16 protein-coding genes are annotated in these 16,854 nt (G+C 57.9%); 3 read left to right on the top strand and 13 right to left on the bottom strand.

Going from position 1 to position 16,854, the window contains the following annotated elements:
* The first annotated feature begins 52 nt into the window (after positions 1-52).
* The 3 genes from AC2FLU_RS18755 to AC2FLU_RS18745 are packed head-to-tail and all read left to right on the top strand — an operon-like array spanning position 53 to position 2,336.
* Positions 53-289: a family 1 glycosylhydrolase gene (locus AC2FLU_RS18755; RefSeq protein WP_480477073.1), complete on the top strand. Its 237-nt coding sequence runs from the start codon at positions 53-55 to the stop codon at positions 287-289.
* The gene (locus AC2FLU_RS18750) at positions 273-1,370 is read left to right on the top strand and encodes a glucokinase (RefSeq protein ID WP_480519804.1); all 1,098 of its coding nucleotides are present in this window, start codon (positions 273-275) and stop codon (positions 1,368-1,370) included. Before AC2FLU_RS18755 ends, AC2FLU_RS18750 begins: the two co-directional genes overlap by 17 nt.
* Before the next feature lie 39 nt (positions 1,371-1,409).
* Positions 1,410-2,336 (top strand): carbohydrate kinase family protein, encoded by a 927-nt coding sequence (locus tag AC2FLU_RS18745; RefSeq protein ID WP_496716203.1) that lies wholly within the window; start codon positions 1,410-1,412, stop codon positions 2,334-2,336.
* 124 nt (positions 2,337-2,460) lie between these two features.
* On the opposite strand, the gene AC2FLU_RS18740 is transcribed toward AC2FLU_RS18745, so the two are convergent.
* The 13 genes from AC2FLU_RS18740 to hutI all read right to left on the bottom strand — a co-directional run bounded on the left by AC2FLU_RS18740 (position 2,461) and on the right by hutI (position 16,780).
* A complete protein-coding gene (locus tag AC2FLU_RS18740) occupies positions 2,461-3,216 on the bottom strand; it encodes a methyltransferase domain-containing protein (protein WP_496809398.1) in 756 nt (251 codons plus the stop codon).
* Positions 3,213-3,833, bottom strand: coding sequence for a pimeloyl-ACP methyl esterase BioG family protein (locus tag AC2FLU_RS18735; protein WP_496809397.1), 621 nt, complete (start codon positions 3,831-3,833; stop codon positions 3,213-3,215). The genes AC2FLU_RS18740 and AC2FLU_RS18735 overlap by 4 nt, the downstream gene beginning before the upstream one ends.
* Complete coding sequence (gene bioA, locus AC2FLU_RS18730) at positions 3,830-5,116, bottom strand: adenosylmethionine--8-amino-7-oxononanoate transaminase (protein ID WP_480554876.1); 1,287 nt, start codon at positions 5,114-5,116, stop codon at positions 3,830-3,832. The genes AC2FLU_RS18735 and bioA overlap by 4 nt, the downstream gene beginning before the upstream one ends.
* Complete coding sequence (gene bioD / locus AC2FLU_RS18725; protein WP_480519794.1) at positions 5,113-5,733, bottom strand: dethiobiotin synthase; 621 nt, start codon at positions 5,731-5,733, stop codon at positions 5,113-5,115. The genes bioA and bioD overlap by 4 nt, the downstream gene beginning before the upstream one ends.
* Positions 5,730-6,863, bottom strand: a complete 1,134-nt coding sequence (locus AC2FLU_RS18720) for an 8-amino-7-oxononanoate synthase (RefSeq protein WP_480519792.1) — start codon at positions 6,861-6,863, stop codon at positions 5,730-5,732. Before AC2FLU_RS18720 ends, bioD begins: the two co-directional genes overlap by 4 nt.
* Complete coding sequence (gene bioB, locus AC2FLU_RS18715; RefSeq protein ID WP_209507670.1) at positions 6,860-7,840, bottom strand: biotin synthase BioB; 981 nt, start codon at positions 7,838-7,840, stop codon at positions 6,860-6,862. The genes AC2FLU_RS18720 and bioB overlap by 4 nt, the downstream gene beginning before the upstream one ends.
* A 114-nt stretch (positions 7,841-7,954) precedes the next feature.
* Complete coding sequence (gene nadC, locus AC2FLU_RS18710) at positions 7,955-8,803, bottom strand: carboxylating nicotinate-nucleotide diphosphorylase (protein ID WP_480554874.1); 849 nt, start codon at positions 8,801-8,803, stop codon at positions 7,955-7,957.
* Entirely contained in the window at positions 8,800-10,368 is a 1,569-nt protein-coding gene (locus AC2FLU_RS18705; protein WP_480554873.1) for an L-aspartate oxidase, read from the bottom strand. Before AC2FLU_RS18705 ends, nadC begins: the two co-directional genes overlap by 4 nt.
* A gap of 6 nt (positions 10,369-10,374) precedes the next feature.
* Positions 10,375-11,424 carry a quinolinate synthase NadA gene (nadA, locus tag AC2FLU_RS18700; RefSeq protein WP_480554871.1) on the bottom strand — a complete coding sequence of 350 codons (1,050 nt, stop codon included), beginning with the start codon at positions 11,422-11,424 and terminating at the stop codon, positions 10,375-10,377.
* Positions 11,425-11,566: 142 nt separating this feature from the next.
* On the bottom strand, positions 11,567-13,249 hold the full coding sequence (gene hutU / locus AC2FLU_RS18695) for a urocanate hydratase (protein ID WP_496812077.1): 1,683 nt from the start codon (positions 13,247-13,249) through the stop codon (positions 11,567-11,569).
* A complete protein-coding gene (gene hutG / locus AC2FLU_RS18690) occupies positions 13,246-14,040 on the bottom strand; it encodes an N-formylglutamate deformylase (RefSeq protein WP_480605595.1) in 795 nt (264 codons plus the stop codon). The genes hutU and hutG overlap by 4 nt, the downstream gene beginning before the upstream one ends.
* Complete coding sequence (gene hutH, locus AC2FLU_RS18685) at positions 14,037-15,575, bottom strand: histidine ammonia-lyase (protein ID WP_496809396.1); 1,539 nt, start codon at positions 15,573-15,575, stop codon at positions 14,037-14,039. The genes hutG and hutH overlap by 4 nt, the downstream gene beginning before the upstream one ends.
* Entirely contained in the window at positions 15,572-16,780 is a 1,209-nt protein-coding gene (gene hutI / locus AC2FLU_RS18680) for an imidazolonepropionase (RefSeq protein ID WP_496809395.1), read from the bottom strand. Before hutI ends, hutH begins: the two co-directional genes overlap by 4 nt.
* Positions 16,781-16,854 lie beyond the last annotated feature (74 nt).

Below are 16,854 nucleotides of genomic sequence, written 5' to 3'. Positions count from 1 at the left end.
AGATGGGGTGGGAAATCGAGCCATTTCCCGCAACCGATTTCTGATCCGAACAATGAAGGGCTATACGAGCGAGCCACCAATCTGTATCACCAAAAACGGTATGGCACGCGCAGAGGGTCTTCAGAATGATAATCGCATGGATTGTCTCGACCGACACCTGGCTGCCGTAAGGGACGTTTTGGCACAAGATGTTCTGGTAAAGGGCTGTTTTGTTTGGTCACTACTGCGACAAATGCGAATGGGCCTTCGAATGTGGAAAAAGGTTTGGACTGGTGGACGTGAATTTTGAAACGCTTGAGAGAACACCCAAAGCGTCTTTCATGGCGCTAAAGTCTGCCCATTCCGGGGGTCAGAACGTCTCTCAGCCGTTAGCGCAACCATTCGGTGCGGTGCATGAGCATTGGAATCTGGTTGCTGACATAGGGGGCACCAACACGCGGCTGGGCGTGGTTACGAACGGAGAGCTGACAGACCTGCGCAAGCGCCCAACGGGGACACTGGAAGATCTGCTGGAAGCGTTTCACGCGCTTCGGGATGAAATCGGAACAAATCCACAGGCGGTCGTGGCGGCGGGCGCAGGCCCTGTCCGGAACGGCACGATTCGGCTGACAAATGCCAATCTGGACCTGTCCGAGGCCGAATTGGCAAAAGCCACCGGTGCCAGCCATACGTTTGTAATCAATGATTTCACCGCTGCCGCGTGGTCGGTGGCAGAAGTAACCCAGAAAGATGTTGCCGTCTTGCAAGGTCACGCGACACCGCCCGCAGGCACGCGATTGGTGGTGGGTCCTGGCACCGGGCTTGGCGTGGGAGCGTTGCTGTTTTCCGAGGGCCACTATCACACAGTCTCCGGAGAAGGTGGGCATGTGGGTCTGTATCCGCGTCACCGCGACGAAGTTGACATCTTTGAAGCAGCCCGCAGCATTGCGCCTGAGTGTTTTTTTGGTGACAGCCTCGCACTGGAAGCTGAGATGTTCCTGAGCGGTACGGGCTTGCCTATCCTATATCAGGCGATCGGGCTGGCGGCAGGCCATATACAGACACCAACGCGCTCGGCGAAAGACATTCTGCTCGATGCCCGCGACCGTTCTGACCCCATCGCGGTACAAGCCGCTCGGATGTTCAACACCCATCTGGGGGCTTTGATGGGCGACATGGCTGTCACACTGATGCCTTCGGGCGGAGTGTTTCTTGTTGGCGGCGTCGCGGAAAAGAATCGCTGGTTATTCGGCGAAGAGTTCCGGGAAGCGTTCAACGGCGGTGGCCGTTTCAGCGAGCTGCGCCGCTCGTTGAACCTGTATGTCTCCGAGCAAGCAGAGTTCGGCATTATCGGGGCGAACAATTTCTGCAAGAACGCTTTGATGCGATAACAAGTCTCCCTGACAAAATACTCTGAAAAGGACTACGAAATGATCCTGTGCTGTGGTGAAGCCCTGATCGACATGATTTCCGAGCCGACAGTGTCGGGCGAACAAGGATTTGTACCGCACACAGGTGGGGCGATATTGAACACGGCGGTCGCAGTCGGTCGTCTGGGTGTTTCCGTCGGAATGCTGACCGGCGTGTCGTCTGACATGTTTGGCCAACAAATTACAAAGACGCTGAATTCAAGCCATGTTGACACGTCACATGTGATTATCTCTGACCGCCCCACGACTCTTGCCTTCGTACAGCTAAAAGACGGTCACGCCACTTACAGCTTTGTCGATGAAAACACCGCCGGACGAATGCTGCAACCCGAGGACATGCCGGACCAGCTAACAGCCGTGTCCGCCCTGTATCTTGGGGGTATCAGCCTGGCATGTGAACCCTGCGCGGATGCCTATGCCTCACTTCTGAATCGCCACGGAGCGGATCGCGCAGTGATGTTGGACCCGAATATCCGACCGGGATTCATCATGGACCAGACCCGGTATCGGACCCGCCTGAACCGCATGATCGCACAGTCCGATATTGTGAAGGTTTCAGACGAGGATCTTGACTGGATCATCCCGGGAGCCGAACCCGAGGGTGCCAAAGCGTCTCTTTTGTTGCAAACCGGCCCGTCAGCCCTCATCGTGACCAGGGGTGGCGACGGAGCGAATGGGTACCTGGCCGATGGTTCCAAGGTTTCGGTTCCGGTGAAACCTGTTCAGGTTGTCGACACAATCGGCGCGGGCGACACGTTTAACGCTGGGGTTTTGACTGAACTCAGCCGCGCAGGGAATTTGACAAAGCAGGGGCTGCGCAATCTGACCTCCGAAAGCTTGCGGGCGGCCATGACGTTGGGCGCAACTGTTGCCGCAGTAACAGTATCACGCGCCGGCGCAGAACCGCCCTGGGCACACGAAATTTGATTGTCGGCAAAGACCCGAAAAAACGAACTGGTGACAATCGCATCAAGTCCGAGGGCCGTGGCTGCGGAGTTTGCGACCGCCTGGCAGTCTCATAAACTACGTTAGGCCACGGCAGAAAAAGTATCTATCGCTTCCGGGCAATGATCCACACGGGATGATATGTCAGCGAGACCCCGCGATCCGTGCCGAACTCCTTAGCGTATACGTTTTCGAACCGAGCCAGCGTGGACTTGGTCCATGTTCCTTGCGCCCTGCCGTTTACACCTGTTCTTCGCAAATACCTAAGAACCTCGCGAGGCGTATCGAAGTAGGTTCGCCTCAGGCTTTCACCAACGGCCAATACCTGCATTGGGCCGTCGACGGCAGCGGCAAGAGCAGCCGGAGTAGTAAGACCCGGTGCACGCGCTGTTGATCCGATCGCGCTAAGCTCTTGATATTGCTGAGGGCCAAAACCCGAAACCGCTAACCATCCGCCGGGCTCTAGCGCGTCCATCGCTCTGTAAAGCAATTGCAACGGGCTTTCCATCCATTGGATCATCGAAGCCGAGGCGATCAGATCAATCCGGGAGGGCCAGTGAACTTCAAGCGCATCACCGGCAATGAACGTGGCCTGTTCCGCATCCGCTGTTGCCTGAGCCTGTGATGCGATGTCGTTCAATATGAAATTTGGCAGGTGAAAGCTTTGTCGCATCAGACGGGTCAGATGCCCTGTGCCACATCCCAGCTCGAAGACAGTTTCAAAGCGGTCCGGAGCTCCGGCACGACGCAGTTCAGACACCAGCTTGCCTGCGACCCAGGCTTGTTGACTTGCTGTGTCGTGGTAGGTTTGAAAGCTTCTGCTAAAGCTCCGCTGCACCCTGTCTGCCAGTTGCGCTGTCATGATACCCAACTCGCCCAACTTTGCCCCGGTAGGAATGGTACGTGCGGCGCCGCCACACGCTCGACGCGGGCCGAGGTTGAGGCCCATGCGGCTTCTTGCGCCAATGTCGGAATGATCCGGTCGTTTGTGGGTATCCACACCCTGTCAAAACCCGGATCAGGGGCAGGCCCGCGCTGGATCACGGCAAAAAGCTCTTGCTTCGCCGCGACTATATCGAGTTCCGGGGGCTCACTTGGCAAACCTGCACGGCGGCAGAACTTGGCGAAGCTGCGCTCGGAAAGCTGAGCCGCTGTTGCCTTGATCATGTCGGGCGCAATACCACGTTCCGGGCACGCAGGGTGCAAAGTGCCGCTGATGGCGATCAATCGGTCGGGACGAAAGCCCGAGCACGCCAGCCAATGCGCAGCCGACGAGACACCGAAGGAAAAGGCCAGCATATCAATGTGATCGAAACGGGCGAGATCAGGCAGGGGATCATCGAGACTGATGTAGCCTTCCACCAACAGAGTATTTCCGCGCCCCGTAAGACCCCGGAACGGAGCATCGCCCAGTGCCCATCCACCAAACACAAGGGTCAGAGTACTGTCATCTGATTGCGCCAGCCAACGGCTTTTCATTTCTGCCCCCCAGCCAGAGCAAGCATCGCGGACGTTACCCTGCTCAGTTCGTCAGGTGAAATAACATAGGGAGGCATGCAATAAATATTGCGAGCAAACGGGCGCAACCACACACCGGTTTCCGTAGCCAACCCATGTGCGATGGAGGGGTCGACCCGCTCATCCATCTCGATGACGCCAATTGCGCCGAGCACGCGCACATCTGTAACACCGGGCAAATTGCGTGCGGGCGCGAGTTCGGCCTTCATCTGCTGCGAGATTGATGCAACTTCCTGCTTCCAGTTTCGCTGTTGCAACTGGTCGAGGCTCGCCACCCCTGCCGAACAAGCCAGAGGGTTGGCCATGTAGGTGGGACCGTGCATCAAAACTCCGGCCTCACTTTCACCGATCCCGCGAGCGACGGCCTCAGTCGCGATAGTGGCGGCCAAGGTGATATGCCCACCGGTCAGCGCCTTGCCAAGACACAGGATATCCGGAACCACCCCGGAGTGATCCATTGCAAACATCTCGCCACTGCGTCCGAATCCGGTCGCGATCTCATCGAAGATCAGCAAAACGTCATGCGCATCACACAAGCCACGCGCCCCACGTAACCAGGCGGGGTGATAGAAATACATCCCACCTGCGCCCTGCACCACCGGTTCAAGGATCAGTGCGGCTATTCTGTTCCCTTTGTCGTGCAGCAGCGCCTCCAGCGCCTCCAACCCGTTCTCGGAAGGATCGTCGAGCCACACATCGCCAAATTGAATGTGAGGGCGTGGCAGAAAGTGCTGGATCGACAACGCACCGCGAAACAGGCCATGCATCCCGTTGACGGGATCACAAACGCTCATCGCCTTCCATGTGTCGCCATGATAGCCACCACGGATCGTGGCAAATTCAGACCGTTCGCCCCGGTCTTTGGCAATCTGGTACTGGACTGCCATCTTCAACGCGACTTCGATCGCGACCGAGCCGCTGTCGCTGTAGAAAATGCGATCCAGGCCATCTGGCAGAAGGTCGACCAACCTGCGGCCAAGTTCCACGGCGGGTTCGTGGGTCAGACCGCCAAACATCACATGCGGCAGTGTATTCAGCTGCTTTTGCATCGCATCGATGATGGCCGGGTGCCTGTGCCCATGCACCGTACACCACCAGGACGACATTGCGTCGATCATTCTGACGCCATCAGCACGCGTCAGCCAGACACCTTCTGCCCCGGTAATCAGGTGCATCGGGCCAGGTTCAAGCACATGTGTATAAGGGTGCCACAGATGGCGCGCATCAAATTCCAACGGGGTCACAGGAACCTCCGAATGGTCGCCACATCAATTGCCGAAAATGCACTGTTCAGGCTCTGCGGTGTCAGGTCGCTCAGAAATGGCAGGCGTCCCAGATGATGCACTTTACACATCTCGACGATGGTTTGCTCCACGTCCGGCACGGGGTCACCCACGAATGCGACGCCGACTACCTCGCAGCCAACAGCCCGAAGCGCCATCAGAGACAATGTGGTGTGGTTGATCGTTCCCAAGGCGGTGCGCGCAACAAGAACAACCGGAGCCTGCCATCCGGCAATCAGGTCCAGAAAGAACGACTGGCGGTTCAGCGGCACCATAAGGCCCCCTGCGCCTTCGACAACAAGAGGCCCGTCCACTTTCGGAATTTCAAGACGCGAGAGGTCAATCTCAATACCCATGTCTTCGGCAGACAGATGCGGTGAAGCGGGCATGTTCAGCCGGTACGCTTCGGGCAGGACCTCGGCACCGCTCAGCGCGCTGACGGTTTCAGTGTCCGTAGCATCCTCAAGACCAGACTGAACAGGCTTCCAGTACCGGGCCTGCAAAGCTGCCGCCAGACCAGCCGAAAACACGGTTTTTCCAACACCTGTGTCGGTTCCGGTAACGATCAGCGCGCTCATGCGGCCTCCGACTGACAGATTGCGATGGTTGAAAACAGGGTCGAGATATCCTGAAGGGTGACATTTCCGGTAATCGAGACGCGCAAACGGGATGTGCCTTTTGGGACAGTGGGCGGGCGGATGCCCCGAACGTCAAAACCCTGCTGCTGCAAAGTGGCCGCCATCGCCATTGTGCGCTCGTCATCTCCCAGTACAACCGGGATGATCTGGCTGTTCAACGCGGCTGCGGGCAACCCCAGTTGCCGTGCGGCGTCATGGGCATGGCGCATACGTTCATGCGCGCCTTCAATCAGGCTGACATCCTCGGCCAGTTCCCGTAGCGCAGCACGAACCAGAGAAGCGTTCAAAGGCGACGGAGCGGTCGCAAAGATGAAGGGACGAGCGCGGTTGATCAGGGTATCAATCATCACGCGCGGACCGCAGATCAGCCCGCCTGAGACACCAAGCCCTTTACCGCAGGTATGCAATGTCAGCAGATCAGCGTTCAGGTCATGCGCGAGACCCCTGCCTCGCTCTCCGAAAACGCCGGTTGCGTGGGCCTCATCAACAACCAAAACCGCATCAGCTTCGCGCGCAAGTACGGACAGGTCTTCCAGCGGCGCCAGGTCACCTTCCATGGAATACACGCTTTCGACGGCAATCCAGACCTGACCCGAACCGCCTGTAGATTGCCAGTCGCGCAATACGTTGCGTGCATCCGCAACGTCATTGTGGCGGAAGGCACGCAGGTCTGCACGGCTGGACCGCATGCCTTCATGGGCGCTCGCGTGAACCAGGGCGTCATATAGGACCAAATCCTCAGCCGCTGGCAACGTGGAGAAGATCGCCTGATTGGCCTGAAACCCGCCTCCCATGAACAGCGCGGCCTCAGCTCCAAAGAATGCGGCCGCTTCCCGCTCCAGCGCTTCATGTTCAGGGTGGTTGCCCCGCAACAGACGCGAACCTCCCGAACCTACAGGCACACCCCGCGACAACGCATCATGCGCCGCACGTTGTAACACTTGAGAACCGGCAAGACCCAGATAGTCATTCGACGCGAAATCCAGCCCTTGCGTCGGGATCAAGGCCCGGCGGCGGTGCCGGGCTTGAAGCGCATCAAGCATCGATTCCAGTCGGTTGACTGCTTTCATTCGGCAGCTTCCGTGCAGTTTCGCGTTTCGGCTTTTTCGGCCTGAAGACCAAGTTTCGCAAACAGGACCGCGTCGGTGTCTTCTTCGGGGTTTTCTGCTGTCAAAAGCGTTTCGCCAACAAAGATCGAGTTGGCACCGGCGAAAAAGCACATCGCCTGCATCTCGTCACTCATGTCGCTGCGCCCGGCAGAAAGCCGCACATAGGACTTGGGCATCAGAATGCGGGCCGTTGCAATGATCCGCACAAAGTCGATCGGGTCAATCGGCTCGGCGTCCGCAAGCGGGGTATCAGCCTGCGGCATCAACATATTGATCGGCACCGAGTCAGGTGGAGGCGTCATGTTGGCCAATGTCAGCAACATGTCGATACGGTCGCCAGTATGTTCACCCATCCCCAGAATGCCACCCGAGCAAACCTTGATCCCGGCTTCCTGTACCCGGTTCATCGTGTCAATCCGATCCGCAAAAGTACGGGTGGTGATGACTTCGGAGTAATAGCGTTCCGAGGTGTCAATGTTGTGATTGTAATAGTCCAAACCGGCGTCGCGCAGCTGAACCACCTGGGTGTCGTCGAGCATACCCAGCGTCATGCAGGTTTCCATGCCCAGTTCCTTGACGCCCTCGACCATCGCGACCAGCGCATCCATGTCACGCGCCTTTGGCTCGCGCCACGCCGCCCCCATGCAGAACCGGGTCGCGCCACCATCGCGGGCTTTCTTGGCCTCGGTCAGAACGCGCTGAACCTCGATCAGCTTCGATGCGGGCAAGGTTGATCCATTGCGGGCTGATTGCGAGCAATAGGCGCAATCCTCGGCGCAGCCACCAGTCTTGATCGACAATAGCTTCGAGGTCTGGATCTGGTTCGGATCAAAGTTTTCGCGATGCACGGTCTGCGCACGAAACAAAAGATCCATCAGCGGAAGATCGTGAATAGCTTGCGCAGTTTTACGGGTCCAGCCGGAGTGTGGGATGATCATTTTATCTATAAAACTCTTTGCAGCTTGCGTTGCTGTGGATTTATTATCGATAAAACTTGAATACGCAACTGTGTTGGCGCAAACGATCTTAAATCAAGCGGAAATGCCGCGCCTTCAGAAATCGAGCCCCAGATCGACGGTGCGGGCAGAATGCGTCAAGGCACCGGACGAGATGTAATCCACCCCTGTCGCCGCGATCGATGCGACCCGTTCCAAGGTCACGTTGCCGCTGGCTTCGGTCTTCAACCGCCCACCCACCATGGCAACCGCTTCGCGCAGCATGTCATTGTCCATGTTGTCCAGTAAAACAACCGAAGCTCCGCCAACGTCCAGCACTTCGGCAAGCTGGTCCAGTCGATCAACCTCAATCTCGACCGCCATCATGTGACTGACCTTTGCCTTAGCGGCTTCAAGAACCTTACGGATGCCGCCTGCCGCAGCAATGTGGTTGTCCTTGATCAGGATCGCATCTGACAAGGAATAGCGGTGGTTGAAACCGCCACCGTGCAGCACGGCCTGTTTTTCCACGATGCGCAGACCTGGCGTTGTCTTGCGTGTACAGGTCATACGGGCTGTTGTGCCGTTGGTCTGCTCCACAAATGCGGCTGTCATTGTGGCAATACCCGTCAGGCGACCGGCAAAGTTCAGAGCGACACGTTCGCCGGACAGGATCGATGCGGCAGAGCCCTTGATGGTCATCAGCGTATCACCGCGTGCGCAACGCGAACCATCCTTGAGCCGCACGTCAACCTCAAGCGACGGATCCACAAGCCGGAACGCGATTGCAGCAACTTGCATCCCCGACACGACAGCGTTTTCGCGTGCGTTCAGGCTGGCTGTATAGGTTGTTTCCTGTGAGATCACGGCGCGGGTTGTCACATCACCGTAGCTTCCCAGATCCTCCATCAGCGCAGCGCGGACCACGGGTTCCAGAATCAGATCCGGCAGGATTGCATATGTCATGACAGTTCCTCGCAGGCTTTGGCCCGAATGCTCATTGCTTCGGACAAATACATCCGGGACCGCTCTCCGGGCCCATCATTGGCTTTTGGAAAGTCGGATCGCTTGTGCGCACCGCGGCTTTCTTCGCGCTGCAAGGCTGCGGCAGCGATCAAGGTCGCGGTTGCACACATGTTGCGAAATGACGGGCAGGCATCGTGCTGCGCCTCCAACTGCGCTATAGTTTGCAGAGCACGGATTAGGCCCGCCCGGTCCCGGACAACGCCCACGTCGCGCGTCATGGTTTCGCGCAACTCCTGGATAGATTTTGTTGTGTCCGGGGACATTACCTGAACAAACTGCAATGCAACGGGGTCGGCATTTGACACCACCGGAACGGATGCCCCGATACTTTCGGCGCAGATGCGTGCAAAGACAAGCGCCTCAAGCAACCCGTTCGAGGCCAACCGGTTGGCACCGTGAAGGCCTGTCGAAGATGCCTCGCCGCAGACCCAAAGCCCGTCAAGTGTCGCGCGACCGTCAGTGTCGGTGGCAATACCGCCCATGTGATAATGCGCTGCCGGTGCGACCGGAATCGGTTCGTTGACCGGGTCGACGCCATTGCGCGCGCAGTATTCAGCAACTGCCGGGAACAGGTCCGTTATCTTCGAGCCCAATGCGGTGCGGGTGTCCAGCTTGGGTCGGTTACCTGCCTGCACTTCGGCAAAAATTGCACGCGCGACGACGTCTCGCGGGGCGAGTTCTGCGTCCGGATGAACGGATAACATGAACCGCTCACCCTTATTGTTGATCAGGGTTGCCCCTTCGCCGCGCAACGCTTCGGTTGCCAGCGGTGCCGGATCTTCGCCAACATCCATTGCCGTCGGATGAAACTGAACGAATTCGGCGTCAGCAATAAGTGCACCAGCACGCGCGGCCATCCCGATGACCTGCCCGCGAATGCGCGCCGGGTTGGTCGTCAAGGCATACAACCCGCCAGAGCCACCCCCGGCAAGCAACACAGCAGGCCCGCAGAGCGTAACGGGCTCGGACCCCGTTTCTGATGCGTCCTGAACCGTGACACCAGTCACCCGACCGTTGGATACGTCCAGCGCCGTGGCAAGGACACCTTCCAACACCTGAACCGAGGACGTTTCATGCACCCGTTCGATCAGGGCAGCCATGATTTCACTACCTGCCTGATCCCCTTTCACCCGTACGACACGCGCGAAGCTATGCGCCGCTTCGCGTGACAACACATAACTGCCATCCTTGGTGCGATCGAATGGCGTGCCCAATGTCGTCAGGTCGAGGATATATTGACGCGCCTCGCGCGTGACCAGATCGGCAACAGCCGGAACGACTATGCCAGCGCCAGCCATTACGGTGTCCAGGCTGTGGCTTTCCGGGCTGTCCGACAAATCCATTGCTGCGGCCACACCGCCTTGCGCCCATGAGGAACTTGCACCTTCACCCAAAGCATCCGGTGAGATTACAACCACTGGTCGCGGCGCGAGCTTCAATGCTGCATAAAGCGCACCGATGCCAGCCCCCACAATAATGACGCGATCCGTGGTGACTTTGGTCATTTCAGATCAAATGCCGAGCTTGCGGGACAGATCAATCATCGCCTGAACGGATTTGCGCGCCTTTTCAGCCACATCTTCGGCGACCTCGACCTGCCCTTCCATCGTGTGCAGGGCGAAGAGAATCTTTTCAAGCGTGATTTTCTTCATATACGGGCACATGTTGCATGGCCCTACAAATTCGACCTCGGGCAATTCATCGGCAATGTTGGATGCCATCGAACACTCGGTGATCAGCATCGCCTTTTTCGGCTTTTCATCATGCACGTATTTGATGATGCCGCTGGTCGAACCGGAATAGTCTGCCTCGGCCACCACATCCGGCGGGCATTCAGGATGCGCAATCAGCCGTGTTCCCGGGTTCCATTCGCGGAAGTCGCGCAGGTCCTGTGCCGTGTATTGTTCGTGCACGATGCAAGAGCCAGGCCAATACACCACGTTCTTGTGGCTTTGATTGGCAACATTTTGCGCCAGATACTGATCCGGTGTCATGATGACCGTATCACTTTCCATGGCGTTCACGATCTGAAGCGCGTTCGAAGAGGTGCAGCAGATATCCGAAGCTGCTTTGACCTCGGCAGTGGTGTTTACATAGGACACAACCGGCGCGCCGGGGTACTTGGCGCGCATTTCATCGATTCCCTCAGCGGTGATCGATTCTGCCAACGAACAACCGGCATCCATGTCGGGCATCAGAACAGTCTTCTGAGGGCTGAGGATCTTTGATGTCTCGGCCATGAAATGAACACCGGCCTGAACGATCACATCTTCTTCGACCTCACTGGCCTTGATCGCAAGCTGCAAACTGTCCCCAACGAAATCGGACACACCGTGAAAAATCTCGGGCGTCATGTAATTGTGCCCAAGGATCACGGCGTTACGTTCTTTCTTGAGCGTATTGATGGCCCGCACGTAAGGCGCGTAGATCGCCCAATCTGGTGGGCTGACCACGCGATCCATGCGGGCAAACGTGTCTTTCATCTCATTGGCCAGAGAGGCCGATGGGGCAAGGTCATAAACGTCCGAAATCACCGAGCGGACATGTGCAATATCGAGCAACGGGTAGCCACCTTTGTCAGTTGCCTTCAACCCCTCGGGGCTGCTGAACGGCTTAGCCCTAGCCGAAACAGTACCGGTTCGAAACCGGAAAATGTGACGTTAGCGCTAAGGCAAACCGACAAAACAAAGGTTGGCGTGGTAGTCAGCCCAAAATGCCCGGCAATCGCAGCCCATGTTCACGCGCGCAGGCTTTCGCGTCCTCGTACCCTGCGTCCGCGTGACGCCAGACACCTGACGCGGGATCATTCCAGAGCACCCGTTCCAATCGCTTGGCCGCGGCATCTGTTCCGTCTGCACAGATGACGACGCCCGCATGCTGGCTGAAGCCCATACCAACCCCGCCACCATGATGCAGCGAAACCCAGGTCGCACCCGACGCCGTATTGACAAGCGCGTTCAGCAGCGGCCAGTCCGAAACAGCATCCGAACCGTCCTTCATCGCCTCGGTCTCGCGGTTGGGTGAGGCAACAGAGCCACTGTCGAGATGGTCTCGGCCGATGACGACCGGAGCTTTCAATTCGCCGTTTCTAACCATCTCGTTGAACGCCAGCCCAGCCTTGTGGCGATCTCCCAGCCCGATCCAGCAGATCCGCGCTGGCAAGCCCTGAAACGCAATACGCTCCTGCGCCATGTCCAACCAGTTGTGCAGATGGGTATTGTCGGGGAACAGTTCCTTCATCTTGGCGTCGGTCTTGTAGATATCTTCAGGGGCACCGGACAACGCACACCAGCGGAAGGGTCCGATACCCCGACAAAACAGCGGGCGAATATAGGCGGGCACGAAGCCGGGGAAGGCAAAGGCGTTCTCCAACCCTTCATCCTGCGCAACCTGTCGGATGTTGTTACCGTAATCCAACGTCGGCACGCCCGCGTTCCAGAAGTCCACCATTGCAGCGACGTGCTGCTTCATCGAAGCACGTGCAGCCTTTTGGACCGCCTTCGGGTCACTTTCGCGCTTGTCTTTCCATTGCGCCATGGTCCAACCAAGCGGCAGGTAGCCATTTACCGGATCGTGGGCACTGGTCTGATCCGTGACAATATCGGGGCGCATCCCGCCAGCTTGCATCCGAGCGTAAATTTCCGGGAAGATTTCAGCGGCATTTCCCAACAGACCAACAGATTTCGCTTCGCCCGCCTTAGTCCAGCGATCAATCAATGCCAGCGCTTCATCCAGCGTCTCGGCTTTCTCGTCCAGATATTTAGTGCGCAAGCGAAAGTCGATGCTGTCCGGGTTGCATTCCACGGCCAGACAACAAGCCCCTGCAAAGACAGCGGCCAGAGGCTGCGCGCCGCCCATTCCACCCAGCCCCCCGGTCAGGATCCACTTACCTGTCAGGTCACCGCCATAATGCTGACGCCCGGCCTCGGCAAAGGTTTCATAAGTGCCCTGCACGATGCCCTGTGTACCAATATAGATCCACGAGCCAGCGGTCATCTGGCCGTACATCATCAGACCTTTCTTATCGAGCTCGTTGAAGTGGTCCCAATTGGCCCAGTGCGGCACAAGGTTCGAGTTTGCAATCAATACGCGGGGTGCATCGCTATGGGTGCGAACAATGGCAACCGGCTTGCCGGACTGGACGACCAGAGTTTCATCCTCTTCCAGATCTTTCAGGCTGGCAACGATGGTGTCAAAATCCTTCCACGTCCGTGCCGCGCGGCCAATCCCGCCATAGACCACCAGCTCATGCGGGTTTTCGGCCACGTCAGGATGCAGGTTATTCATCATCATCCGCAACGGCGCTTCGGTCATCCAGCTTTTGGCGTTCAGTTCAGGTCCGGTGGGTGGAAAGATGTCACGGGTGTTTTTGCGAGGATCGGTCATCGGGCAAGCTCCAATGCTGTGTCATTGAGGACGTCTAGAATGTCTTTCAACCAACGCCGGAGACGGGTGGCTTTGGCGGCGTCAAAAGTCCAGGGTGGCGTTTCTGATGTCAGGTAGGTCGACTGCGCCAGCTCCATCTGGATCGCGTGAATACCGTTATCCGGGCGTCCGTAGTGCCGTGTCGTCCACCCGCCTTTGAAGCGCCCGTTCAAAACGGTGCTGAAAGGGGATGAAGAGGCGAATTCATGTGCAATTGTTTCGATTTCCGGTGCACAGGTCATCCCGTTATTTGTTCCAATGTTCATGTCGGGCAAAACGCCGTCGAACAGAAAAGGAATGTGACTGCGGATTGAGTGGCAATCATACAGCACAGCGATGCCATGGATCGCCTTCACCCTTTCCAGTTCGGCCAGCAAAGCGGCATGATATGGCGCATGAAATGCGTCACGTCGTTCAATGGTATCTTTTTCAGTTGGAAGGATGTCCCAGATATCCTGCCCGTCGAAATCCGTAAGCGGCACCAAGGTCGTCGTGTTTTGGCCAGGGTAAAGAGAAGTACCGCCTGGGTCACGATTGGCATCGATCACATAGCGATGAAAGGCGGCCCGCACCGTGGTAGCACCGGGCAAAAGCCCGTCGTAGAGCATGTGGATGTGCCAATCCGTATCTGTCAGCGCCCGACCCCGAGCATTCAGTTTGGCATCAATCGCCGCAGGCACATAAGTGCCCGTGTGAGGCAGGCCCAAAACAATTGGACTACCACCCTGAACAACCTCGACCGGAGCAGTCATGCGCCAAGCTCTGGCATGGCCACACCGGTGCTTTCGGCAATCTCACCGCTTGCAATAAGGGCCGAGGCTGCTTCGATGTCATTTGCCATGTATCTGTCATCTTCTAACGCCGGTACAACCGAACGCAGGCGCGCCATGACACCTTGAAGGCTTTCACTGGTTGGCAGCGGCGCGCGATATTCAACCCCTTGCGTTGCACACAGCAACTCGACCCCAAGGATACGCTCCAGATTGGTCACCATTTGCCCCAGCCGCCGCGCACCATGTGCGGCCATTGACACGTGATCCTCCTGATTGGCCGAAGTTGGTGTTGAATCTGTGACGCAAGGATTGGCCAGATGCTTGTTTTCGCTCATCAGCGCGGCTGTCGTGACTTCGGCAATCATCAGGCCAGAGTTCAAACCGGGGTTGGGTGTCAAAAAGGGAGGCAAATCAAAGCTGAGTACTGGATCGACGATCAGCGCGATACGCCGCTGCGCAATCGCCCCGATCTCGGCCACTGCCAGAGCAATCATGTCGGCGGCAAACCCGACCGGTTCTGCATGAAAGTTTCCACCTGATACGATCAACCCGGCCTCGGCCAGAACCAGAGGGTTATCGGTGGCGGCGTTGGCCTCGGTTTCCAGGGTTACTGAAGCCTGACGCAGCACATCCATCGCGGCGCCAACAACCTGCGGTTGGCAGCGGATGCAGTACGGGTCCTGAACCCGCGTATCACCGTCCCGGTGGCTTTCGCGAATGACCGACCCAGTCAGTAGCGCGCGCATGGTTGCGCCCGCTTCGATCTGGCCCCGGTGACCACGCAAGGCGTGTATTTCGGGTTGCAACGGCGCGGTAGACCCCATGATCGCATCCGTTGTCAGGGCAGAAGTGACCAAAGCGCTTCGCGCCGCCCGCCACGCGCCGAATAGCCCCGCCAGCGCAAACGCCGTCGAGAATTGTGTGCCGTTGATCAGTGCCAGCCCTTCTTTGGGACCAAGTTCGACCGGGGTCAAACCTGCCGCTGCCAGTGCGTCGCCGCCAGGCATGGCTGTACCGCCAAACTCAGCTTCACCCTCGCCCATCATGACGGCTGCCATGTGCGACAGTGGTGCCAGATCGCCCGAAGCACCAACAGACCCCTGTGCCGGGATCACCGGTGTCACGCCTGCGACAAGCATCGCTTCCAGCAGGTCAATCAGCTCCAACCGCACACCCGACGCGCCACGTCCGAGGCTGAGCAGTTTGAGCGCCATCATGAGCCGCGCAACAGCACGCGGGATCGCTGGTCCAACGCCACAGCAATGGGACAAGATCAGGTTGCGTTGCAGCGTCGCGGTATCCTCGGCCGCGATCTTAACGCTTGCCAGTTTTCCAAAACCCGTATTAACCCCGTAAACGGCGGCTTGACCAGTCGCCGCCTCAATAATGCGAGCGTGCGCCGAGGCTATGGCAGGCCTGCAAACCGGGTCCAGCCGAACGGCGCATTCCTGGCGGAATACCTGTTCCAGCTGCGCCAGAGATACAGCACCGGGAGTTAACGTCAGAGTGGTCAAAATGCGCCTCCGAATATGCGGGCGTGAAGGGGATTAAAACCGATGCGGTAGGCAAGCTCGGCCGGGTGGGTGACATTCCAGACGGCCAGATCCGCCCGCAGGCCCTGAACGATCCTGCCGCAGTCTCTCAGGCCCAGTGCACGCGCGGCATTCACGGTGACACCTTTCAAAGCTTCCTCAGGTGTCATTCGAAACAAAGTGCACCCCATGTTCATTGCAAGCAAAAGCGATGTCATCGGAGCCGAACCCGGGTTGCAGTCGGTCGCAAGGGCCATTGGCACCTCGTACTTGCGCAACAGGTCAACAGGCGGTTGTTGCGTCTCGCGCAGGGTGTAGAAAGCCCCAGGCAGGATCACGGCCACCGTGCCTGCCGCTTCTATGGCTTTGACACCGCTTTCGTCCAAATACTCGATATGGTCGGCAGAAAGCGCACCATAGCTTGCAGCAAGTTTCGCGCCACCCAGGTTGGACAGTTGTTCGGCATGCAATTTGACCGGCAGTCCTAGTTCCTTGGCAACGTCAAACAGTGGCACCAGTTGGTCGGGCAGGAAGGCAATCCCTTCGCAAAATGCGTCAACTGCGTCTACCAAACCCTCGGCATGAGCCGCGCGAAGCGTCGGAATGCAAATCTCAGCAATGTACGCCTCGGGCCGGTCTTTATACTCGGCGGGTACAGCATGAGCGCCCAGAAAGCTGGTCGCTATGCGCACCGGGCGGCTTTCCTGCAGGGCCCGCGCGGCGCGCAGCATGGTCAACTCAGTTTCTTGATCCAGCCCATAGCCCGATTTGACTTCGATCACCGAGACCCCTTCGGCGATCATCGCGTCCACGCGCGGCAGAGCCTGCGCGATCAAATCCTCTTTACTGGCCGCACGTGTGGCTTTCACGGTCGAAATGATCCCTCCGCCTGCGCGGGCCACCTCTTCATAGCTGGCACCGTTAAGGCGCATCTCGAACTCAGCCGCGCGGTCGCCGCCATGCACCACATGGGTATGGCAATCGATCAGAGCCGGCGTCACCAGCCGCCCGTCCAGCGAGGTTGGAGAGAACGTCGCGTATTCGTCCGGTAACTGCGTCTTCGGACCGACCCATGCAATCCGGTCGCCACGCACGACAATCGCCGCGTCTTCGACCAATCCGTATGCATCCGAACCAACCATGGTAGCGGCGTGCAGATCTGTGAACAGATGATCGTGGGTTTGCATTCGAATCCCTCTTCGGTGCAATTCTCTCTTTTCTGGTACAGGTCTTTATGGCATATGTCTATTCATAAAACCGG

It is taken from the genome of Ruegeria sp. SAZD013 (genome assembly GCF_059612525.1).
This window is presented reverse-complemented; position numbering and strand designations above follow the sequence as displayed.

Bases quoted from the DNA above. Each gene is read 5' to 3' on its own strand.
- AC2FLU_RS18755 (WP_480477073.1), top strand. From the start codon at position 53: ATGAAGGGCTATACGAGCGAGCCACCAATCTGTATCACCAAAAACGGT.
- AC2FLU_RS18745 (WP_496716203.1), top strand. From the start codon at position 1,410: ATGATCCTGTGCTGTGGTGAAGCCCTGATCGACATGATTTCCGAGCCG.
- AC2FLU_RS18740 (WP_496809398.1), bottom strand. From the start codon at position 3,216: ATGACAGCGCAACTGGCAGACAGGGTGCAGCGGAGCTTTAGCAGAAGC.
- AC2FLU_RS18735 (WP_496809397.1), bottom strand. From the start codon at position 3,833: ATGAAAAGCCGTTGGCTGGCGCAATCAGATGACAGTACTCTGACCCTT.
- bioD (WP_480519794.1), bottom strand. From the start codon at position 5,733: ATGAGCGCGCTGATCGTTACCGGAACCGACACAGGTGTTGGAAAAACC.
- AC2FLU_RS18720 (WP_480519792.1), bottom strand. From the start codon at position 6,863: ATGAAAGCAGTCAACCGACTGGAATCGATGCTTGATGCGCTTCAAGCC.
- bioB (WP_209507670.1), bottom strand. From the start codon at position 7,840: ATGATCATCCCACACTCCGGCTGGACCCGTAAAACTGCGCAAGCTATT.
- nadC (WP_480554874.1), bottom strand. From the start codon at position 8,803: ATGACATATGCAATCCTGCCGGATCTGATTCTGGAACCCGTGGTCCGC.
- AC2FLU_RS18705 (WP_480554873.1), bottom strand. From the start codon at position 10,368: ATGACCAAAGTCACCACGGATCGCGTCATTATTGTGGGGGCTGGCATC.
- hutU (WP_496812077.1), bottom strand. From the start codon at position 13,249: ATGACCGATCCTCGCAAAAACACCCGTGACATCTTTCCACCCACCGGA.
- hutG (WP_480605595.1), bottom strand. From the start codon at position 14,040: ATGACTGCTCCGGTCGAGGTTGTTCAGGGTGGTAGTCCAATTGTTTTG.
- hutI (WP_496809395.1), bottom strand. From the start codon at position 16,780: ATGCAAACCCACGATCATCTGTTCACAGATCTGCACGCCGCTACCATG.